The sequence below is a fragment of the Streptomyces sp. NPDC002809 genome (genome assembly GCF_040295435.1).
Lineage (GTDB): Bacteria > Actinomycetota > Actinomycetes > Streptomycetales > Streptomycetaceae > Streptomyces.
The window spans coordinates 25,407-40,812 of record NZ_JBEOVJ010000016.1 but is presented as its reverse complement, the minus strand read 5'-3'; the positions used below and the strand labels follow the sequence as shown (position 1 = coordinate 40,812).

Genomic DNA, 15,406 nt, shown 5'->3' with positions numbered 1-15,406 from the left:
GCGCCCAAGTGATCCGATGAATATTCACTGTATGCAGGAAGTGATCTTCGGGGAGGGCAGCGGATACATGCGGCGCAACAGGCTGGGAAACAGCGCGGTCGAGGTCACCGAGCTGTCCTTCGGGGCGGCTGCCATCGGCAATCTCTTCAGCGCCGTGGAACCGGCACAGGCCGCGGCCGCGGTCGACGCGGCCTGGGACGAGGGCGTCCGCTACTTCGACACCGCGCCGCACTACGGGCTCGGCCTCTCCGAGCGACGGCTCGGCGAGGCCCTGCGCGCCCGGCCCCGCGACGCGTACGTCCTGTCCACCAAGGTGGGCCGCGTGCTCGACCCGCTGCCCGGCGGCGGGGCCGCCGCGTCCGAATCGCTCTCCGAGGGCTTCGCCGTCCGCGCCACGCACCGCAGGCGCTGGGACTTCAGCGCCGCCGGTGTCCGCCGCAGCATCGAGGACAGCCTGGAACGCCTCGGGCTCGACCGCATCGACATCGCCTATCTCCACGACCCCGACGACCACGCGGAAGCCGCCTTCGGCGAGGCCTACCCGGAGCTCGAGAAGCTGCGGGCCGAAGGCGTCATCGGCGCCATCGGCGCCGGGATGAACCAGACCGCGATGCTCACCCGCTTCGTCGTCGAGACCGACGTCGACGTGGTGCTCTGCGCCGGCCGCTACACCCTCCTCGACCAGTCGGCCCTGGCCGGTCTGCTGCCCGCGGCCGCCGCCCGCGGCCGCAGCGTCGTCGTCGGCGGCGTGTTCAACTCCGGCCTCCTCGCCGACCCGCGCCCCGGCGCCACGTACGACTACGCCGCCGCGCCACTGAACCTCCTCGACCGGGCGCTGCGCCTCAAGGCCGTCACCGAGGGCCACGGCGTGCCCCTGCGCGCCGCCGCCCTGCACTACCCGCTCGCCCACCCGGCTGTCGCCGGCGTACTCGTCGGCACGCGTTCCCCGGACGAGGTGCGCGACGCCGCCGCACTGCTCCGCCGGGAGATCCCCGACGCACTCTGGGACGACCTGCGCTCCGAAGGCCTGCTGACCGAGAACGGACACTGACATGCGTATCGCCCTGCACACCAAGGTCCGTGCGGACCGCATAGCGGAGTACGAGGCCGCGCACCGCGAGGTCCCGGCCGAACTGACCCGTGCGATCCGGGCCGCCGGAGCCACCTCCTGGACGATCTGGCGCAGCGGCACCGACCTGTTCCACGTCATCGAGTGCGACGACTACAGCAGGCTCCTCGCCGAACTGGAACAGCTCCCCGTCAACGTCGCCTGGCAGGCCAGGATGGACGAACTCCTCGACGTCGCACACGACTACTCCTCGGACGGCGCCGAAGCGGGTCTCCCCGTCGCCTGGGAGCTCTGAGATGACCGGCCGGCCCCGCATCGTCGACGCCCACCACCATGTGTGGGACCTCTCGGTACGCGACCAAAACTGGATCACCGGCGAGGAACTGGCGCCCCTGCGACGCGACTTCACCCTCTCCGACCTGGAGCCGGAGGCCCGGGCCAACGGCGTGTGCGCGACCGTGCTCGTCCAGACCGTCACCGTCCCGGAGGAGACCCCCGAGTTCCTCGCGCTCGCCGACGGCAGCGAGCTGGTCGCCGGCGTCGTCGGCTGGGCCGATCTCACCGCTCCGGACATCGCCGACACCCTGGCGGCCCTGCGCGAGCTGCCCGGCGGCGACCGGCTCGTCGGGCTGCGCCACCAGGTGCAGGGCGAACCCGACCCGCGATGGCTGCTGCGCGCGGACGTCCGGCGCGGACTGGCCGCGGTGGCCGACGCCGGACTCGTCTACGACCTGGTGGTCCAGCCCCACCAGCTGACCGCCGCCGTCCGTGCCGCCGAACTGCTGCCCGGTCTCACCTTCGTACTCGACCACGCGGGCAAACCGCCGGTCGCCACGGGTGAGCTTCGTCCCTGGGCCGACGACGTGCGGGCGCTCGCCGCCCTCCCCAACACCGCGTGCAAACTCTCCGGCCTGGTCACCGAGGCGGACCCGCACAACTGGACCGTCAAGGACCTGCGCCCGTACGCCGGCACCGTCCTCGACGCCTTCGGGCCCGACAGGGTGATGTTCGGCTCGGACTGGCCGGTGTGCCGCCTCGCGGCGTCGTACACCGAGGTCGTCGATGCCGCACTCGTGCTCCTCGACGCCCTCGCCGAGGACGAGCGGGACGCCGTTCTCGCCACCACCGCCGAGCGCGTGTACGGCCTCCGGTAGGCGCCGGGGCGACGGCTGCGGCAGGCTGGGAACCATGCCCGAACTGCCGGAAGTCGAAGCCCTGCGGGTCTTCCTCGACGACCACCTGGTCGGCAGGGAGATCGACCGCGTCCTGCCGCTCGCCATCAGCGTCCTGAAGACGTACGACCCTCCGCTCACGGCCCTGCACGGCGGTACGGTCACCGGCGTCCGGCGGCACGGCAAGTTCCTCGACATCGCCGTCGGACCGCTGCACCTGGTCACCCACCTCGCTCGCGCCGGCTGGCTGCACTGGAAGGACTCCTTCCCCGCCACCCCGCCGCGCCCCGGCAAGGGCCCCCTCGCGCTGCGGACCGTACTCACCGGCGGCGACGGCTTCGACCTGACCGAGGCAGGCACCACCAAGCGCCTCGCCGTCCACCTGGTCCACGATCCGGCCGAGATCCCCGGGGTGGCGCGGTTGGGGCCCGACCCGCTCGGCCCGTCCTTCGACCGGGACGCGTTCGCCGCGCTGCTCGACGGGGAACGGCGCCAGATCAAGGGCGCCCTGCGCGACCAGTCGCTCATCGCCGGCATCGGCAACGCCTACAGCGACGAGATCCTGCACGTCGCGAAGATGTCACCGTTCAAACTCACCGCACACCTCTCCGACGACGAGATCACCCGGCTCCACACAGCCCTGCGCACCACGCTGGACGACGCCGTCGCCCGTTCCAGCGGACTGGCGGCGGGACGGCTCAAGGCCGAGAAGAAGAGCGGCATGCGGGTCCACGGGCGCACCGGCGAGGCCTGCCCGGTCTGCGGGGACACCATCCGCGAGGTGTCCTTCAGCGACTCCTCGCTCCAGTACTGCCCGACCTGCCAGACGGGTGGCAAGCCCCTGGCGGACCGCCGGCTCTCCAAGCTGCTCAAGTAGGAGGGCCCCTTCCGGCGGATCGCGGCGGCGACGCGGCGAGATCGTCAGTGTGAGTCGCAGTCGCAGCAGCCCCGCCAGCCGGTGTGATCGGCACAGTGTGAGCCGTAGCCGCTCCGCCGGCCGGTGTGATCGTCAGCGTGTGAGCCGTAGCCGCTCCGCCGGGCGGCGTGATCCTCAGCGTGTGAGCCGCAGCAGCCGCCGACCCGCCGCCGTACGCACCTCGAACCCGGCGATGGCCCCGGGCCGCAGCGCCACGCCGCCGCTCACCCGGCGCGGCCCCTCGCCGCCGCCGGCCGACGACCAGGTGGTCACGGTCTCTTCGTCCCCGTCCCGCCCCACGGCGACCAGGGAGCACACACCGGTGTCCGGCACCCCCGCCACCTCCAGGCCGACATCGGCACCCCACTCCCGAGCCCTTGCCGTCACGACGGCCGTCATCCCGGAACCCCGGTCCGCGCCCGTCCACCGACCGGCTTCCCGCTCCCCGCCCGGCCCCGCGAACGGCACCCCGGCAGCCAGTACCACAGCCGCCGTCGCCGCCAGCCGTCGGCGCCGCGTCCTGCGCCGCCCTGCCGCCACCGCCCGGGTGGCCCGCCGCTCCAGCCCGGGACCCGCCCGCACCACCGGATCGACGCCCGGCGGCGTCAGCCGCGCATACCACCGCAGGGCGGCTGTCAACCCGCCAAGCTCCACCACCCCGCCCGCGCACAGGGGACAGCCCTCCAGATGCTCCTCGAAACGGAAGGTGTCGGCGGCGCCGAGCACGCCCAGGGCATAGGCGCCGACATCGCGACGGTGGGGCGGGGTGCACATGCCGTCCCGTACGGAAACAGCCCGTGAATCACTCAGCCCAGCACCCCCGCACTCCGTCGCACACCCCTTGAGGGCTGTTCCGTAATCCCTGGCGGGCGCACGACGACGGCTACGGCGCCCCGCCGCGTTGTCGGAACGCCCGAACACATCCGGGATGCGAACGCCGCTCCGCCTTGCGATGCACCGCATCCGACGCCGCGCGCTGATCCACCGCGGATTACGGGCAGCCCTTAAACTCCGGCCATGCTCCGCGTACTCGCCGTCGACGACGAAGAACCCGCTCTGGAGGAACTGCTGTACCTCCTGCGCGCCGATCCCCGGATCCGCAGCGCCGAGGGAGCCACCGGGGCCACCGAGGCGCTGCGGCGCATCGGCGGTGCCGTCGAGGCCGGTCCCGACGACCCCGCCGCCATCGACGTCGTCTTCCTCGACATCCACATGGCGGGCCTGACCGGACTCGATGTCGCCCAGTTGCTGGCCGGGTTCGCCGCGCCCCCGCTCATCGTCTTCGTCACCGCCCACGAGGGCTTCGCCGTGCACGCCTTCGACCTCAAGGCCGTCGACTACGTCCTCAAACCCGTACGGCGTGAACGTCTCGCCGAAGCAGTGCGCCGCGTCGCCGAGCAGGTCGGTGAACGCTCCGCGCCCGCCCACGACACGGCACACGACCAGATCCCCGTCGAACTGGGCGGTGTCATCCGCTTCATCCCGATCGACGACATCGCGTACGCCGAGGCCCAGGGCGACTACGCCCGGCTGCACACCGCCACCGGCAGCCACCTCGTCCGCGTCCCCCTGACCACCCTGGAGGAGCGCTGGCGCACCCGCGGATTCGTCCGGATCCACCGCCGTCACCTCGTGGCGCTCGGCCGGATCGACGAACTGCGCCTGGACGCGGGCAGCATGAGCGTGCGCATCGGCACCGCTTCGCTTGCCGTCAGCCGCCGGCACACCCGCGCGCTGCGCGATCTGCTGATGCGGCAGACCGGCCGCTGACCAGCGTCTACCCGCGCCCGGACCCCTTCCCAGCGGGGTCGGGTGCTGCGTACACTCCGGCCCCATGTCCGCAGAGCCAACGCCCCGGCGTGAAGTGGTGACGGGGGAGCCCCGCCGGGTGCGTCCGCTGCCGCGCTACCGCACCCAGTCGGAGATCGACGAGCAGACCGCACTGGGCGGTGCCTACGTCCGTTCGCTGATGCGCAGCCAACTGCGCGCCGGACTCACCGCCTTCACCGCCCTCGCCGTCGTCGTCGGCACCCTGCCCCTGGTCTTCGAGGCCCTGCACAGCTCCGCCGTCGTCTGGGCCGTCCTCGGCTTCGCCGCGTACCCGCCGCTGACGCTGCTCGCCTGGTGGTACGTGCGCCGGGCCGAGCGCAACGAACGCGACTTCGCCCGGCTCGTGGAAGGCCGCCCCGCACAGTGAGCCGCACATACGCGGTGGCGGCCGTCGCCGCCGTCGTCCTCGCCACCGTCCTCGTCGGCGGGTTCGGGCTCCGCATCTCCCGTACCACCTCCGACTTCTACGTCGCCTCGCGCACGGTACGGCCCCGGCTCAACGCGGCCGCCATAAGCGGCGAGTACCTCTCCGCCGCCTCCTTCCTCGGCATCGCCGGTCTGGTGCTGGTCCACGGACCCGACATGCTCTGGTACCCGGTCGGCTACACCGCCGGCTACCTGGTGCTGCTCGTCTTCGTCGCCGCGCCGCTGCGCCGCTCGGGGGCGTACACCCTGCCCGACTTCGCCGAGGGCCGGCTCGAATCCCGGCAGGTGCGCAGACTCGTCAGCGTGCTCGTCGTCGGCGCCGGCTGGCTCTATCTCGTCCCGCAGCTCCAGGGCGCCGGACTCACCCTCAAGATTCTTACCGGGGCGCCCGGCTGGCTGGGCGACGTCCTCGTCGCCTCCGTGGTCGTCCTCGCCGTCGCCGCCGGCGGGATGCGCTCGATCACCTTCGTCCAGGTCTTCCAGTACTGGCTGAAGCTGACCGCGCTCCTCGTCCCCGCCATCTTCCTGGTGCTCGCCTGGCAGGGCGACGGGCGGCCCCGCGTCACCTTCGACGAGCAGCTCTCCGTCTTCCGCGCCGACCATCCGCTGTACGCCACCTACGGGCTCATCGTCGCCACCTTCCTCGGCACCATGGGCCTGCCGCACGTCGTCGTCCGCTTCTACACCAGCCCCAACGGCCGCGACGCCCGCCGCACCACCGTCGCCGTCCTCGCCCTGATCGGCGTCTTCTACCTGCTGCCGCCCGTCTACGGAGCACTCGGCCGCCTGTACGCACCCGAGCTCATCCAGGGAGGCGACGCGGACGCCGCCGTACTGCTGCTCCCCGGCCGGGTCATCGGCGGCCTCGGCGGCGACCTGCTCGGTGCGCTCATCGCGGGCGGTGCCTTCGCCGCGTTCCTGTCGACCGCCTCAGGTCTGACGATGGCCGTCGCCGGCGTCATCACCCAGGACGTCCTGCCCTCGCGCGGGGTACGGCACTTCAGGCTGGCCACCGTCCTCGCCATCTCCGTCCCGCTGGCCGGTTCGCTGATCGTCAGCCGGGTACCGGTCGCAGACTCGGTGGGGATGGCGTTCGCCGTGTCGGCGTCCTCCTTCTGCCCGCTCCTGGTCCTCGGGATCTGGTGGCGGAGGCTCACCCCGCCCGGCGCGGTGGCGGGGCTCGTCCTGGGCGGCGGTTCCGCCCTGCTCTCCGTCGCCATCACCGTCAGCGGGGCGGTGCGCCCGCCCGGCTGGCCGCACGCCCTGCTCGCCTGGCCCGCCGTCTGGTCCGTGCCCGTCGGCTTCCTCGCCATGATCCTGGTCTCGCTCGCCACACCGGGGCGGATACCCGCCGGCACCAACGCCGCGATGAGCCGCTTCCACCTGCCCGAGGCGCTGACCGCGGGGAGGCACCGGTGACCGGGGCCGGATACGCCGTCATAGTGCTCCTCGCCCTGCTGCTGTTCGGCGGCGGCCTGCTGACCGGCCGGCGCACCGCGCGCCCGGTCCGTACCAGCGACGTCGGCACACCCGTCGAACACGCCACGTTCGAGACCCTGCACACCGCCTCGCTCGCCGCGCCCCCGCTGCGCGCCGGACTGACCGAGGAGAGCGCCCGCAGATCGGCCCGCCGACTGCGCTCGCTGCTCGGCACCGACGCCCTGTGCCTCACAGACCGCGACCGGGTCCTGGTCTGGGACGGCGAGGGCGACCACCACGGCCGTCACGTCATGGAGGAGGTGGGGGACCTCCTCGCCAGCGGCCGCGGGACCGCCTTCCGCAGCGAGTGCGACGACCTGGACTGCCCGCTGCGCTGGGCCGTCGCCGTGCCGCTCACCGTCGACCACCGGGTTCTCGGCACCCTGATCGCCTACGCCCCGCGCGAGTCCGCGGTCCTGGCGAGGGCGGCGGGCGAGGTCGCCCGCTGGGTCTGCGTACAGCTGGAACTCGCCGAACTCGACCGCTCGCGCACCCAGCTCATCGAGGCCGAGATCAGGGCCCTGCGCGCGCAGATCTCCCCCCACTTCATCTTCAACTCGCTGGCGGCCATCGCCTCGTTCGTCCGCACCGACCCCGAGCAGGCCCGCGAACTCCTCCTGGAGTTCGCCGACTTCACCCGGTACTCGTTCCGCAGCCACGGCGACTTCACCACCCTCGCCGACGAGCTGCACTCCATCGACCAGTACCTGGCCCTCGTCCGGGCCCGCTTCGGCGAACGGCTCTCGGTCACCCTCCAGGTCGCCCCCGAGGTGCTGCCGGTGGCCCTGCCCTTCCTCTGCCTCCAGCCCCTGGTCGAGAACGCCGTCAAACACGGACTCGAAGGGGCCGTCACCTCCAGTCGCATCACCATCAGCGCCCTGGACGCCGGCTCCGAGGCCGAGGTCGTCATCGAGGACGACGGCACCGGCATGGACCCGGAACGGCTGCGCCACATCCTGCGCGGCGAGGGCGGCAGATCCACCGGCATCGGACTGCTCAACGTCGACGAACGGCTGCGCCAGGTGTACGGGGACGACTACGGGCTCGTCATCGAGACCGGCATCGGCGCCGGCATGCGCATCACCGTGCGGCTGCCGAAGTACCGTGCCGGGGTGCACGGTTCCTGAGCGGCTCCCGGCACGACTCCCAAGGACGCCGTGCGGGCCGGGTGCGGACTCAGTACAGGTGGATCGCCAGATGTCCCAGCGGCAGCCCCAGCTGCCAGGCCGGAGTCCACACCTGGACGGCGTCCTGGCCGTCCGGTTCCTCCCGGCCGGCAGGGGCCTCCCACGGCAGCGGGCCGATCGCGTCGAGGTCGGCCGCCAGCAGCTCGGTCTCCTCCAGCCACCGCCAGGCGGCCCGCGCCAGCGTCAGATCGGGGCCCGTGCCGCCGGGTGCCGCCTCCAGTGCATCGAGCCGCTCACACACCCAACGGCGCCAAGGCGTCCCGCACGCCGTCAGCAGCCGCAGCTCGTCCACCCGGGTGGCGGGCAGCGCCTCGGCCACCGCACCGTCGGAGAGGAACACGGTCAGGGCGAGCGCATCGCGCCCCGCACGGTACTCCAGACTCGCCGGCTCCATCAGATCGCCGGTCCGCAGCAGTTCGTCGGCGATGTACTCCGCGTACATCCAGGCCATCGGGACCAGCAGCCCGCCCCCGTCGGCTCCGTCATGACGTTCCGGACACATCCCGTCTCGCCTCTCTCCTCAATCGGGGCCGGGCCGGGGGCTGCCCGGCGGACCGGGGCACGACCGGCCCCACACGCAGCATTGAACCGGGAGAGCGCGCCCCGCGTGGCCAGAAGGGCAGGATCCGTCGGACCCGATCCGTCACAGACATGAGGTTGCGATGACCGCAGACCCAGGGGAGGAACCACATATGCGGCAGTTGCTCGGCGCCTACGTCCTGGACGCGCTTCCGGCCGCGGAGACGCGCACCGTCGCCCGGCATCTCCAGAGCTGCGACCGCTGTGCCGCCGACTACGTGGCGGTCGCGGAGGCGGCGGCACTGCTGCCGCTGCTCAGTGAGGAGGACCTGCTGGACTGACTTCCGCTCCCCGCCCAGGACGACGATGCCGCGAAGGACGGGGATTCCTGCCACGGCCGGCTGGCCGCCTCGGCGGGTTCCCGCTTCTTCACGCCGCGCCGGGGTCAGGGATCCCCGTCCTGCCCGTACTCGACGGACTGACACCACAGGTCCGCCACTACTGGCGGGCCCGGCACCTGTGGTCGGGCTCCTACTTCGCCGGGCCGGTCGGCAGGGCCCCGCTACCGCGTCCGTCAGTACACCGAGCAGCAGAACCGTCCGCTCCGCCATGCCGCTCGGAGCCATGCTTCAGAATCGCTCACCACAGGGCTGAAGCCCCGATGCGCTGCGATCAGTTCCGGTAGCCGGGCAGGTTACGGGAGAGCAGGCGCAGCGCGTAATAGGAGCGGGACTTCACCGTGCCGGCGGGTATCCCGAGCACCGCGGCGGTCTCGCCCACGCTCAGCCCCCGGAAGTAGATCTGGACGAGCACGGCCCGGTGCTCCGGGCTGAGGGTGCGCACCGCTTTCCGCACGTCGAGCGCGGCGACCGTGGACTCCGCGGGGTCCTCCCGGCCCGGGGCACCCTCCAGCACGGCGTCGCTGACCTCGGTCGGCCGGGCCAGTCGCGACCTGCGGGCGTCGATCGCCAGCCGGCGCCCGACCGTGAACAGCCAGGGCCGCATCGATTCGTACGGGCCGTCGAAGGCCTCCGGGTGCTGCCAGGCACGCACCAGCGTCTCCTGGACGAGATCCTCGGCCCGCTGCCGGTCGCCGAACGTCAGGCCGAGCAGGAAGTGGAACAGGGCGGGGCCGTGCTCACGCTGCAGATCCGCGAGTGCCCGCGCATCGGTCTTCGTCGTGGCCATGGTGAACGCCCTTCCCCGCGGAGGCCCCTGTCGCCTCGCTGCTGACTGGCGTATACGAACGCATTCACGCCCCTGGGGACAGGACAAACGCGGCCCTGTGCGACGAGCGGTCGCACAGAGCGGCGAATGGTGCGGTGAACGGTCGGGCGGCGGGGGAGCGGGGCGGAGGAGGGGGAGGGCGGCGCCGGTGAAGCGGCGCGGGGAAGAGGGGGAGGGCGGCGCCGGGTGGAGCGGCGCTGGGGAGGATGATGCCGGAGCTACGGGACCACGGTGACGGGCCAGCGCCCGGCTTTCACCAGGCGTACGGCCACCGAGCCGATGAACCGGTGGCCCGCCGATTCGGACGCGCCCACCACGACGGCGTCCGCCTTGAGTTCGTCCGCCGCCGTCACCAGCCCGTTGTACGGATCACCGCGGAAGGTGTGGAACTCCCAGCGCACATCCCATATGTCCTTCATCCGCTCCGTCGACTCCCGGATCTCGTTCACCAGGCCCTCCGCGACGTCTCCGGTCGCGTCGCCGACCGGCGCACCGAGTGCGGCACCCGCCGTCAGTACGGGCTGTACGTAGACGAGGGCGAGCATGGCCCGCTGCCTACGGGCGAGGCCTGCGGCGTACGCCGCGGCGCGCATGGAGGAATCGGAGCCGTCGAGGCCCGCGACGATCACTTTCGGACCGTCTGTGCCACGTTCGAACTGGTGGGGCTGCTGATCTGTCACGGCAGTGAGGTTATCGGCTCCCCCGGACGGTCCCGGTCCGGGATCCCGAGTGCCCCGGCGCGATGCTGCCGGATGCGCGGACGCGCTCCCTCCATCGGGTGCAAAACCCTCCGTGGGCGGTGTCGTTGAGGAGGGTGACAGAGCGGACGTGCGAGCAGTTGGTCATGAAGAATGATCAGATGCCGCCGATGCGCAGAACGCTGCTGAGGCTGGCTGCCGGGCTGGGCGCCGCCGCTGTCGTGCGCCTGGTCGCCGCGGACTCCGCCGGCACCCCGTTCCGGCATCCCGCGTCGCCGTCGGCCGCCGCCGGTCCGCAGGCAGCGGCCCTGCGGATCCGGCCGCTCGCCTACCGGCTGAGCCCCATGACCGCGAACAACCCGCCCCGCTACCGGCCGGCGGCACCGCCGGTCCGCACCCGGCCCTTCGAGGAGCTGCCCGATATCGGCCGGGCCATGGTGCTGAGCTTCGACGACGGACCGGATCCGCTCTACACCCCGCACATCCTGGACACGCTGCGGAAGCACGACGTACGGGCCATGTTCTTCCTCTGCGGGGAGATGGCCCACGACAACGAGGACCTGGTACGCAGGATCGCCGACGAGGGCCACACCGTCGGCAACCACTCGTGGACCCATCCGCTGGTCACCAAGCTCTCCCGGGCCGGCATCACCGACGAGCTGGGCAGCACCAGCGACGTGATCGAGAAGCTCACCGGCGCTCCGCCGCTCTGGTACCGGGCGCCCTACGGGGCCTGGAACCGGAACTCGTTCGAGATCGGGGCCGCGCTGGGCATGGAGCCGATGGCCTGGACGGTGGACACCCTGGACTGGACCGAACCGGGCACCGACAGCATCGTGCGCCGGGTCAGGGACGGTGCCGCCCCCGGGGTCGTGGTGCTCTCGCACGACGCGGGCGGCAACCGTTCGCAGAGCGTCGCCGCGCTGCGTCGCTATCTGCCGCAGCTGCTGGACGACGGGTACCGGATCACGGTGCCGCGGCGTCGCTGAGGTGTGCGACGGCTGCTGCCGGGGACCGGGCTGGGTTCCCGGCAGCAGCCGTCAGCGGGTTTCGACCAGGCGGGCGAAGGCCACCACGTTGCCGTCGTAGCCGTTGGCCTTGGTGTACCCGCCGCCGCAGGTGATGACCCGCAGCTCCGCCTGTCCCGTGTCGCCGTACACGCGGGCGCCGGGGAAGTCGTTCTTGGCGAAGACCTCGACGCCGTACACCTCGAACACCGCGACCTTGTCGTCACTGCGGGTGACCTCGACGCGGTTGCCCTTCTTCAGCGAGCCCAGCCCGTAGAAGACGGCGGGTCCCGCCTGGTTGTCGACATGGCCGACCATGACGGAGGTACCGAGCTGTCCCGGCGCGATGCCGTTCTGGTACCAGCCCGCCAGGTTGGGGTCCTGAGGGGGCGGTGTCTCGATCCAGCCGTTCTCGTCGAGGTTCACATCGATGACCGGTGCGTCGACCCCGATCGACGGGATGGCCACGCGTGCGACGGGCGCGTAGGCGAGTGGCTTCACCGCCGGTCCGGCCACGGGGGCCCCCGGAGCGACCTTCTGCTGGCCCACCGAGGTGGCGGCCACCGGCTGTGGCGGGCCGGGTGAGAGGTCCGCGCCGTTCTGCATCAGCGCGAGACCGGTGAGCATCGCCAGCGCGAGTGCGCCCCACGGCGAGTGTCTGATCCGTTCGGGGTGCCAGTTGTCCCGGCCCATGGTTCTCCCTTCGTCGCGACGAGGGGAACGCTAGGCGGGGGGCGGTCGCGCGGCATTCAGGGAAGTGCGAACGGGTGGCGGCTGTGGGGCGGGCTTCTTATCGGAGTAGTGGTCGGATAAAAATTCTGACGCTCTGTGACCTGCGCGTCCATCAGATTCACAGGTGTCCGCACGGTGTGTCGGATCACCGGGGTGGAGCAGTGCCGAAATGCGGTGGATCAAGGATCTGGTGAGGGTTCGTCATGGGAGGCGTACTCGTCGATCCATCCCGGTGTACAGAGCTCCGGGGCGCTTCCCGCTGGAGGTTCGAACGATGCGTGCTACACGCGCTCTCGTTGTCGCCGCGACCGCCGTTGCTGCTCTCGGGCTCGGTGCCCCGATGGCCGCAGCCGGTGGAGACGTCGGAAACGGACAGAACAACGGCAACACCCAGAACGACTGGAACGACCCGGGCGACTGGGACAACGGAGACGGCAACGGGAACGGGAACGGCAACGGGAACGGGAACGGCAACGGGAACGGGAACGGGAACGGCAACGGGAACGGCAACGGGAACGGGAACGGCAACGGGAACGGGAACGGGAACGGCAACGGGAACGGGAACGGGAACGGCAACGGCCGCAACAACGGCCCGAACAACGTGACCGTCGACCCCGAGCGCGTGCACCAGGGCGCGGCGATGCAGGTCAGCGCCGAGGGCTGCGGGCGGGGCGGCAGCGTCTCGTCCAACGCGTTCCGGACCACGCGGCTTTCGGCGGGCCGGGTCGGCCACGCCAGGGTCCGGATCTTCAACGACGCGACGCCCGGCTCCTACAACCTGACGGTGCGCTGCGACGGTACCGACCGCACGGCCGGACACCGCTTCACCGTGCTCAACAGCCGCGGTGCCCAGGGCGGCTTCGGCGGTTCGATGGCCGCGAGCCCGACGGAGATGGGTGTCGGCGCGGGCCTGGTCGCCTCGGCGGCCCTCGGCGGAGGCATGTACATCATGCGCCGCCGGAGGACGAGCCATGGGGCGATCTGACCGTAGAGACGCTCCCACCGGCCCGATAACCGAAGTCGCCCCGAGTCCTCCAAGAGGACCCGGGGCGACTTTCGTTACGTCGGCGGCGCCGTCAGTGCGAACGGTTCTCCTTGCGCCGCCGCACCACGAAGACGGTGCCCGCGGCGGCGGCCACGGCCAGCGCGGTGCCGGCCACGATCTGGCCGGAGTTCATGCTGTCGATGCTGCCGCCGAGACCGCCCTGAACACCGGCCGGGGAGGCCGAGGACACCGCGGAACTCGTCGAGCTCGTGGTGGGCGTGCTCGTGGCGGCGCTGATCGTGAGGTTCACCTTGGCCGTGGAGCTCGGCGAGGTGTTGCAGGTGAACGTCACCTCATATACGGCGCCTGGCTTGGCGTCCCAGTCGACCGTTGCCCTGCCGGTGCCGTCCTTGGGGATGGTGACGGTGTCGAACACCCCCGAGGACGCCGTGGCCGTGGTGGAGCACCCCTTGGCCGCCAGGGTGACCTGGCCGCCGGGTGCGATCACAGAAGGCGTGACGGTGTAGCCGGGCCCGCTGTTGGACGGACCGCCCGTGGTAGCGGCATACGCGGTCACGGCCGGGGCGGTCAGGGCGAGTGCTGCGGCGCCGAGCAGAGCGACGGGGGTGACACGTATTGCGCGCATGGTGAATCCTCCGGTTCCCCGAGGCGCAGCTGCGGAACGGGTTTCCACAAAGTGTCAGAAATGCACCTCGATGCGGACAACGCTAGAAGTGGTGCATTTCGCCCGCGATCGGGGTCCGGCGAATGGGGCACCGGTGTCCCCCGGGCGGCGCACCGCCGGGGGACGGGTGCTCCTATCCGTCCGCCGCGCCGGGGAAGAGATCGAGGAACGGTGCGGCGGTGGCGGAGATGCCCCGGCCGAAGGGGGAGTCGAAGTCCCAGATCAGGAAGAGGAGGAAGGCGATCAGCACGCTGAAGAGGCCGGCCAGCAGGAGTTCGCGGAACGTACGCCGGATCTGCAGGGTGAAGATCAGCCCCACCGTCACCAGCGCCCCCGTGATCAGCCCGAACCAGACGACGCCCGGCATCGTGGCACCGGCGCTCTGCCCCCGGGCGTTGCGGGCGTCGTCGGCTGCGGCGACCTGGTCGACGAGCGGTTGATAGGCCTGCCCTTCGTGGTCCGTCTTCGGCCGGTACTCCGTGACGTCGGCGCGCAGCTGTCCGAGAAGCTCGGCGCCCCGGTCGCTGAGCGTGCCGTGCTTACTCATGGTCCGCCACTCGTCGTGCACGACGTAGCTGACGTAGGCGTCGACGTCTGCGCGGATCCGGGTACGGACGTCGGCCGGGTAGACGGACGAACGCACGCTGACCTCGTGCAGCGCCTGGGCCTCCTGGCGTACGTACTCCTGGGCGGCGCCGCGGCCCTCCCACACGCCCGCGATGGCGAGGCCCAGCACGATCGCGTAGACCACCCCGATCATCATCGTCATGTACTCGATGACGTCAGGGGTTTCGGACGGATCGTCGTCCTCGGGCAGCCGGCGGTTGTTGAGTACGGCGATGGTCAGTACGACGGTGCTGGCCGCGGCCATGGCGAGGGTGAGAACCAGCCATTCCGACATGAGTGCCTCCGGAGGTCATCGGGAACGGGGCCGCAGCACGGCGACGGCGAACACTGCGGGGGCTGTGATCATCAAGGTGAGTGTGACCAGGGAGGTATGGCGTTCCGGTGCCTTCCGTACGGGTCTGCGGTACGAGGGGAGTGCCACGGGCGCGGGGGGCGCCGGGCGTGCGGACGGGGAGGGCGTGGGTGTCGGAGACGGGGTGGGCTTTGGAAGGGGTGGGGGTGGGGGCGGTGCGGGCGCGACCACGGGTGGTGGTGGCGGAGGTGGTGGAGGAGGTGGTGGAGGGGGAGTTGGCGCAGGAGGAGATGGAGGAGGCGGAGGCGGAGGCGGAGGTGAGGGCGGAGGCGTGGGCTTCGGCTTCGGAGTCGGCGGGGGAGCTGGCTCGGGTTCCGGACCCGCGTGGCAGGCCCCGTCGCCGCTGTCCGCCACCGCCGATCCGCCGTCACCGTCACCGATCGAGGCATACGCGCAGCTGTCGGCCACCGCCGGCGCCGGGGCGGTCAACAGCCAGGTGAGGGCGACGGCTGCGGTGAGCCGCCCGATGAGTGATCCGTACACGACGGGGAGCAT

The 15,406-nt window shown here is 71.7% G+C and carries 18 protein-coding genes; 11 read left to right on the top strand and 7 right to left on the bottom strand.

Annotated elements, in window-relative coordinates; all coding sequences use genetic code 11:
* Positions 1–67 precede the first annotated feature (67 nt).
* From ABT025_RS13040 to ABT025_RS13025, 4 genes are read left to right on the top strand one after another with little or no spacing between them, the layout of a single operon-like run.
* Complete coding sequence (locus ABT025_RS13040) at positions 68–1,051, top strand: aldo/keto reductase (RefSeq protein WP_350993270.1); 984 nt, start codon at positions 68–70, stop codon at positions 1,049–1,051.
* Between the two features lies 1 nt (position 1,052).
* The gene (locus ABT025_RS13035) at positions 1,053–1,364 is read left to right on the top strand and encodes an L-rhamnose mutarotase (RefSeq protein WP_350993129.1); all 312 of its coding nucleotides are present in this window, start codon (positions 1,053–1,055) and stop codon (positions 1,362–1,364) included.
* Between the two features lies 1 nt (position 1,365).
* A complete protein-coding gene (locus ABT025_RS13030; RefSeq protein WP_350993127.1) occupies positions 1,366–2,223 on the top strand; it encodes an amidohydrolase family protein in 858 nt (285 codons plus the stop codon).
* 34 nt (positions 2,224–2,257) lie between these two features.
* Positions 2,258–3,118 carry an Fpg/Nei family DNA glycosylase gene (locus ABT025_RS13025; RefSeq protein ID WP_350993125.1) on the top strand — a complete coding sequence of 287 codons (861 nt, stop codon included), beginning with the start codon at positions 2,258–2,260 and terminating at the stop codon, positions 3,116–3,118.
* Positions 3,119–3,292: 174 nt separating this feature from the next.
* Here the strand turns inward: ABT025_RS13025 and ABT025_RS13020 are convergent, their stop codons facing one another.
* On the bottom strand, positions 3,293–3,931 hold the full coding sequence (locus ABT025_RS13020; RefSeq protein ID WP_350993123.1) for a zf-HC2 domain-containing protein: 639 nt from the start codon (positions 3,929–3,931) through the stop codon (positions 3,293–3,295).
* A 243-nt stretch (positions 3,932–4,174) separates the two neighbouring features.
* Between ABT025_RS13020 and ABT025_RS13015 the strand changes: the two genes are divergently transcribed.
* From ABT025_RS13015 to ABT025_RS13000, 4 genes are all read left to right on the top strand, one after another.
* The gene (locus ABT025_RS13015; protein WP_350993121.1) at positions 4,175–4,927 is read left to right on the top strand and encodes a LytR/AlgR family response regulator transcription factor; all 753 of its coding nucleotides are present in this window, start codon (positions 4,175–4,177) and stop codon (positions 4,925–4,927) included.
* 64 nt (positions 4,928–4,991) lie between these two features.
* A complete protein-coding gene (locus ABT025_RS13010) occupies positions 4,992–5,354 on the top strand; it encodes a COX20 family protein (protein WP_350993119.1) in 363 nt (120 codons plus the stop codon).
* On the top strand, positions 5,351–6,832 hold the full coding sequence (locus ABT025_RS13005) for a sodium/solute symporter (RefSeq protein WP_350993114.1): 1,482 nt from the start codon (positions 5,351–5,353) through the stop codon (positions 6,830–6,832). The genes ABT025_RS13010 and ABT025_RS13005 overlap by 4 nt, the downstream gene beginning before the upstream one ends.
* Positions 6,829–8,019, top strand: a complete 1,191-nt coding sequence (locus ABT025_RS13000) for a sensor histidine kinase (protein WP_350993112.1) — start codon at positions 6,829–6,831, stop codon at positions 8,017–8,019. Before ABT025_RS13005 ends, ABT025_RS13000 begins: the two co-directional genes overlap by 4 nt.
* Before the next feature lie 49 nt (positions 8,020–8,068).
* Here the strand turns inward: ABT025_RS13000 and ABT025_RS12995 are convergent, their stop codons facing one another.
* Complete coding sequence (locus ABT025_RS12995) at positions 8,069–8,581, bottom strand: hypothetical protein (protein ID WP_350993110.1); 513 nt, start codon at positions 8,579–8,581, stop codon at positions 8,069–8,071.
* Between the two features lie 160 nt (positions 8,582–8,741).
* Between ABT025_RS12995 and ABT025_RS12990 the strand changes: the two genes are divergently transcribed.
* The gene (locus tag ABT025_RS12990; protein ID WP_350993108.1) at positions 8,742–8,939 is read left to right on the top strand and encodes a zf-HC2 domain-containing protein; all 198 of its coding nucleotides are present in this window, start codon (positions 8,742–8,744) and stop codon (positions 8,937–8,939) included.
* A gap of 331 nt (positions 8,940–9,270) precedes the next feature.
* On the opposite strand, the gene ABT025_RS12985 is transcribed toward ABT025_RS12990, so the two are convergent.
* Both ABT025_RS12985 and ABT025_RS12980 read right to left on the bottom strand, forming a co-directional pair.
* The gene (locus tag ABT025_RS12985; protein WP_350993106.1) at positions 9,271–9,786 is read right to left on the bottom strand and encodes a sigma-70 family RNA polymerase sigma factor; all 516 of its coding nucleotides are present in this window, start codon (positions 9,784–9,786) and stop codon (positions 9,271–9,273) included.
* A 257-nt stretch (positions 9,787–10,043) separates the two neighbouring features.
* Positions 10,044–10,505 (bottom strand): universal stress protein, encoded by a 462-nt coding sequence (locus ABT025_RS12980; RefSeq protein WP_328897771.1) that lies wholly within the window; start codon positions 10,503–10,505, stop codon positions 10,044–10,046.
* Positions 10,506–10,669: 164 nt separating this feature from the next.
* On the opposite strand from ABT025_RS12980, the gene ABT025_RS12975 reads away from it, so the two are divergent.
* The gene (locus ABT025_RS12975) at positions 10,670–11,512 is read left to right on the top strand and encodes a polysaccharide deacetylase family protein (RefSeq protein ID WP_350993103.1); all 843 of its coding nucleotides are present in this window, start codon (positions 10,670–10,672) and stop codon (positions 11,510–11,512) included.
* Between the two features lie 51 nt (positions 11,513–11,563).
* On the opposite strand, the gene ABT025_RS12970 is transcribed toward ABT025_RS12975, so the two are convergent.
* Complete coding sequence (locus tag ABT025_RS12970; protein WP_350993101.1) at positions 11,564–12,223, bottom strand: class F sortase; 660 nt, start codon at positions 12,221–12,223, stop codon at positions 11,564–11,566.
* A gap of 313 nt (positions 12,224–12,536) precedes the next feature.
* Here ABT025_RS12970 and ABT025_RS12965 point away from each other — a divergent pair, with 313 nt between their 5' ends.
* Positions 12,537–13,247: a hypothetical protein gene (locus ABT025_RS12965; protein WP_350993099.1), complete on the top strand. Its 711-nt coding sequence runs from the start codon at positions 12,537–12,539 to the stop codon at positions 13,245–13,247.
* Between the two features lie 91 nt (positions 13,248–13,338).
* On the opposite strand, the gene ABT025_RS12960 is transcribed toward ABT025_RS12965, so the two are convergent.
* Together ABT025_RS12960 and ABT025_RS12955 are read right to left on the bottom strand one after the other, a co-directional pair.
* On the bottom strand, positions 13,339–13,893 hold the full coding sequence (locus ABT025_RS12960) for a hypothetical protein (RefSeq protein WP_350993097.1): 555 nt from the start codon (positions 13,891–13,893) through the stop codon (positions 13,339–13,341).
* Between the two features lie 172 nt (positions 13,894–14,065).
* The gene (locus tag ABT025_RS12955) at positions 14,066–14,833 is read right to left on the bottom strand and encodes a bestrophin-like domain (RefSeq protein ID WP_350993095.1); all 768 of its coding nucleotides are present in this window, start codon (positions 14,831–14,833) and stop codon (positions 14,066–14,068) included.
* Between the last annotated feature and the right edge of the window lie 573 nt (positions 14,834–15,406).

What these genes read in the sequence shown, in the direction of transcription:
- ABT025_RS12970 (WP_350993101.1), bottom strand. Translation starts at nt 12,223, where the DNA reads ATGGGCCGGGACAACTGGCACCCCGAACGGATCAGACACTCGCCGTGG.
- ABT025_RS13035 (WP_350993129.1), top strand. Translation starts at nt 1,053, where the DNA reads ATGCGTATCGCCCTGCACACCAAGGTCCGTGCGGACCGCATAGCGGAG.
- ABT025_RS12985 (WP_350993106.1), bottom strand. Translation starts at nt 9,786, where the DNA reads ATGGCCACGACGAAGACCGATGCGCGGGCACTCGCGGATCTGCAGCGT.
- ABT025_RS13010 (WP_350993119.1), top strand. Translation starts at nt 4,992, where the DNA reads ATGTCCGCAGAGCCAACGCCCCGGCGTGAAGTGGTGACGGGGGAGCCC.
- ABT025_RS13030 (WP_350993127.1), top strand. Translation starts at nt 1,366, where the DNA reads ATGACCGGCCGGCCCCGCATCGTCGACGCCCACCACCATGTGTGGGAC.
- ABT025_RS12990 (WP_350993108.1), top strand. Translation starts at nt 8,742, where the DNA reads ATGACCGCAGACCCAGGGGAGGAACCACATATGCGGCAGTTGCTCGGC.
- ABT025_RS13025 (WP_350993125.1), top strand. Translation starts at nt 2,258, where the DNA reads ATGCCCGAACTGCCGGAAGTCGAAGCCCTGCGGGTCTTCCTCGACGAC.
- ABT025_RS13015 (WP_350993121.1), top strand. Translation starts at nt 4,175, where the DNA reads ATGCTCCGCGTACTCGCCGTCGACGACGAAGAACCCGCTCTGGAGGAA.
- ABT025_RS13040 (WP_350993270.1), top strand. Translation starts at nt 68, where the DNA reads ATGCGGCGCAACAGGCTGGGAAACAGCGCGGTCGAGGTCACCGAGCTG.
- ABT025_RS12955 (WP_350993095.1), bottom strand. Translation starts at nt 14,833, where the DNA reads ATGTCGGAATGGCTGGTTCTCACCCTCGCCATGGCCGCGGCCAGCACC.
- ABT025_RS12975 (WP_350993103.1), top strand. Translation starts at nt 10,670, where the DNA reads ATGAAGAATGATCAGATGCCGCCGATGCGCAGAACGCTGCTGAGGCTG.
- ABT025_RS12995 (WP_350993110.1), bottom strand. Translation starts at nt 8,581, where the DNA reads ATGTGTCCGGAACGTCATGACGGAGCCGACGGGGGCGGGCTGCTGGTC.
- ABT025_RS12960 (WP_350993097.1), bottom strand. Translation starts at nt 13,893, where the DNA reads ATGCGCGCAATACGTGTCACCCCCGTCGCTCTGCTCGGCGCCGCAGCA.
- ABT025_RS13020 (WP_350993123.1), bottom strand. Translation starts at nt 3,931, where the DNA reads ATGTGCACCCCGCCCCACCGTCGCGATGTCGGCGCCTATGCCCTGGGC.
- ABT025_RS12965 (WP_350993099.1), top strand. Translation starts at nt 12,537, where the DNA reads ATGCGTGCTACACGCGCTCTCGTTGTCGCCGCGACCGCCGTTGCTGCT.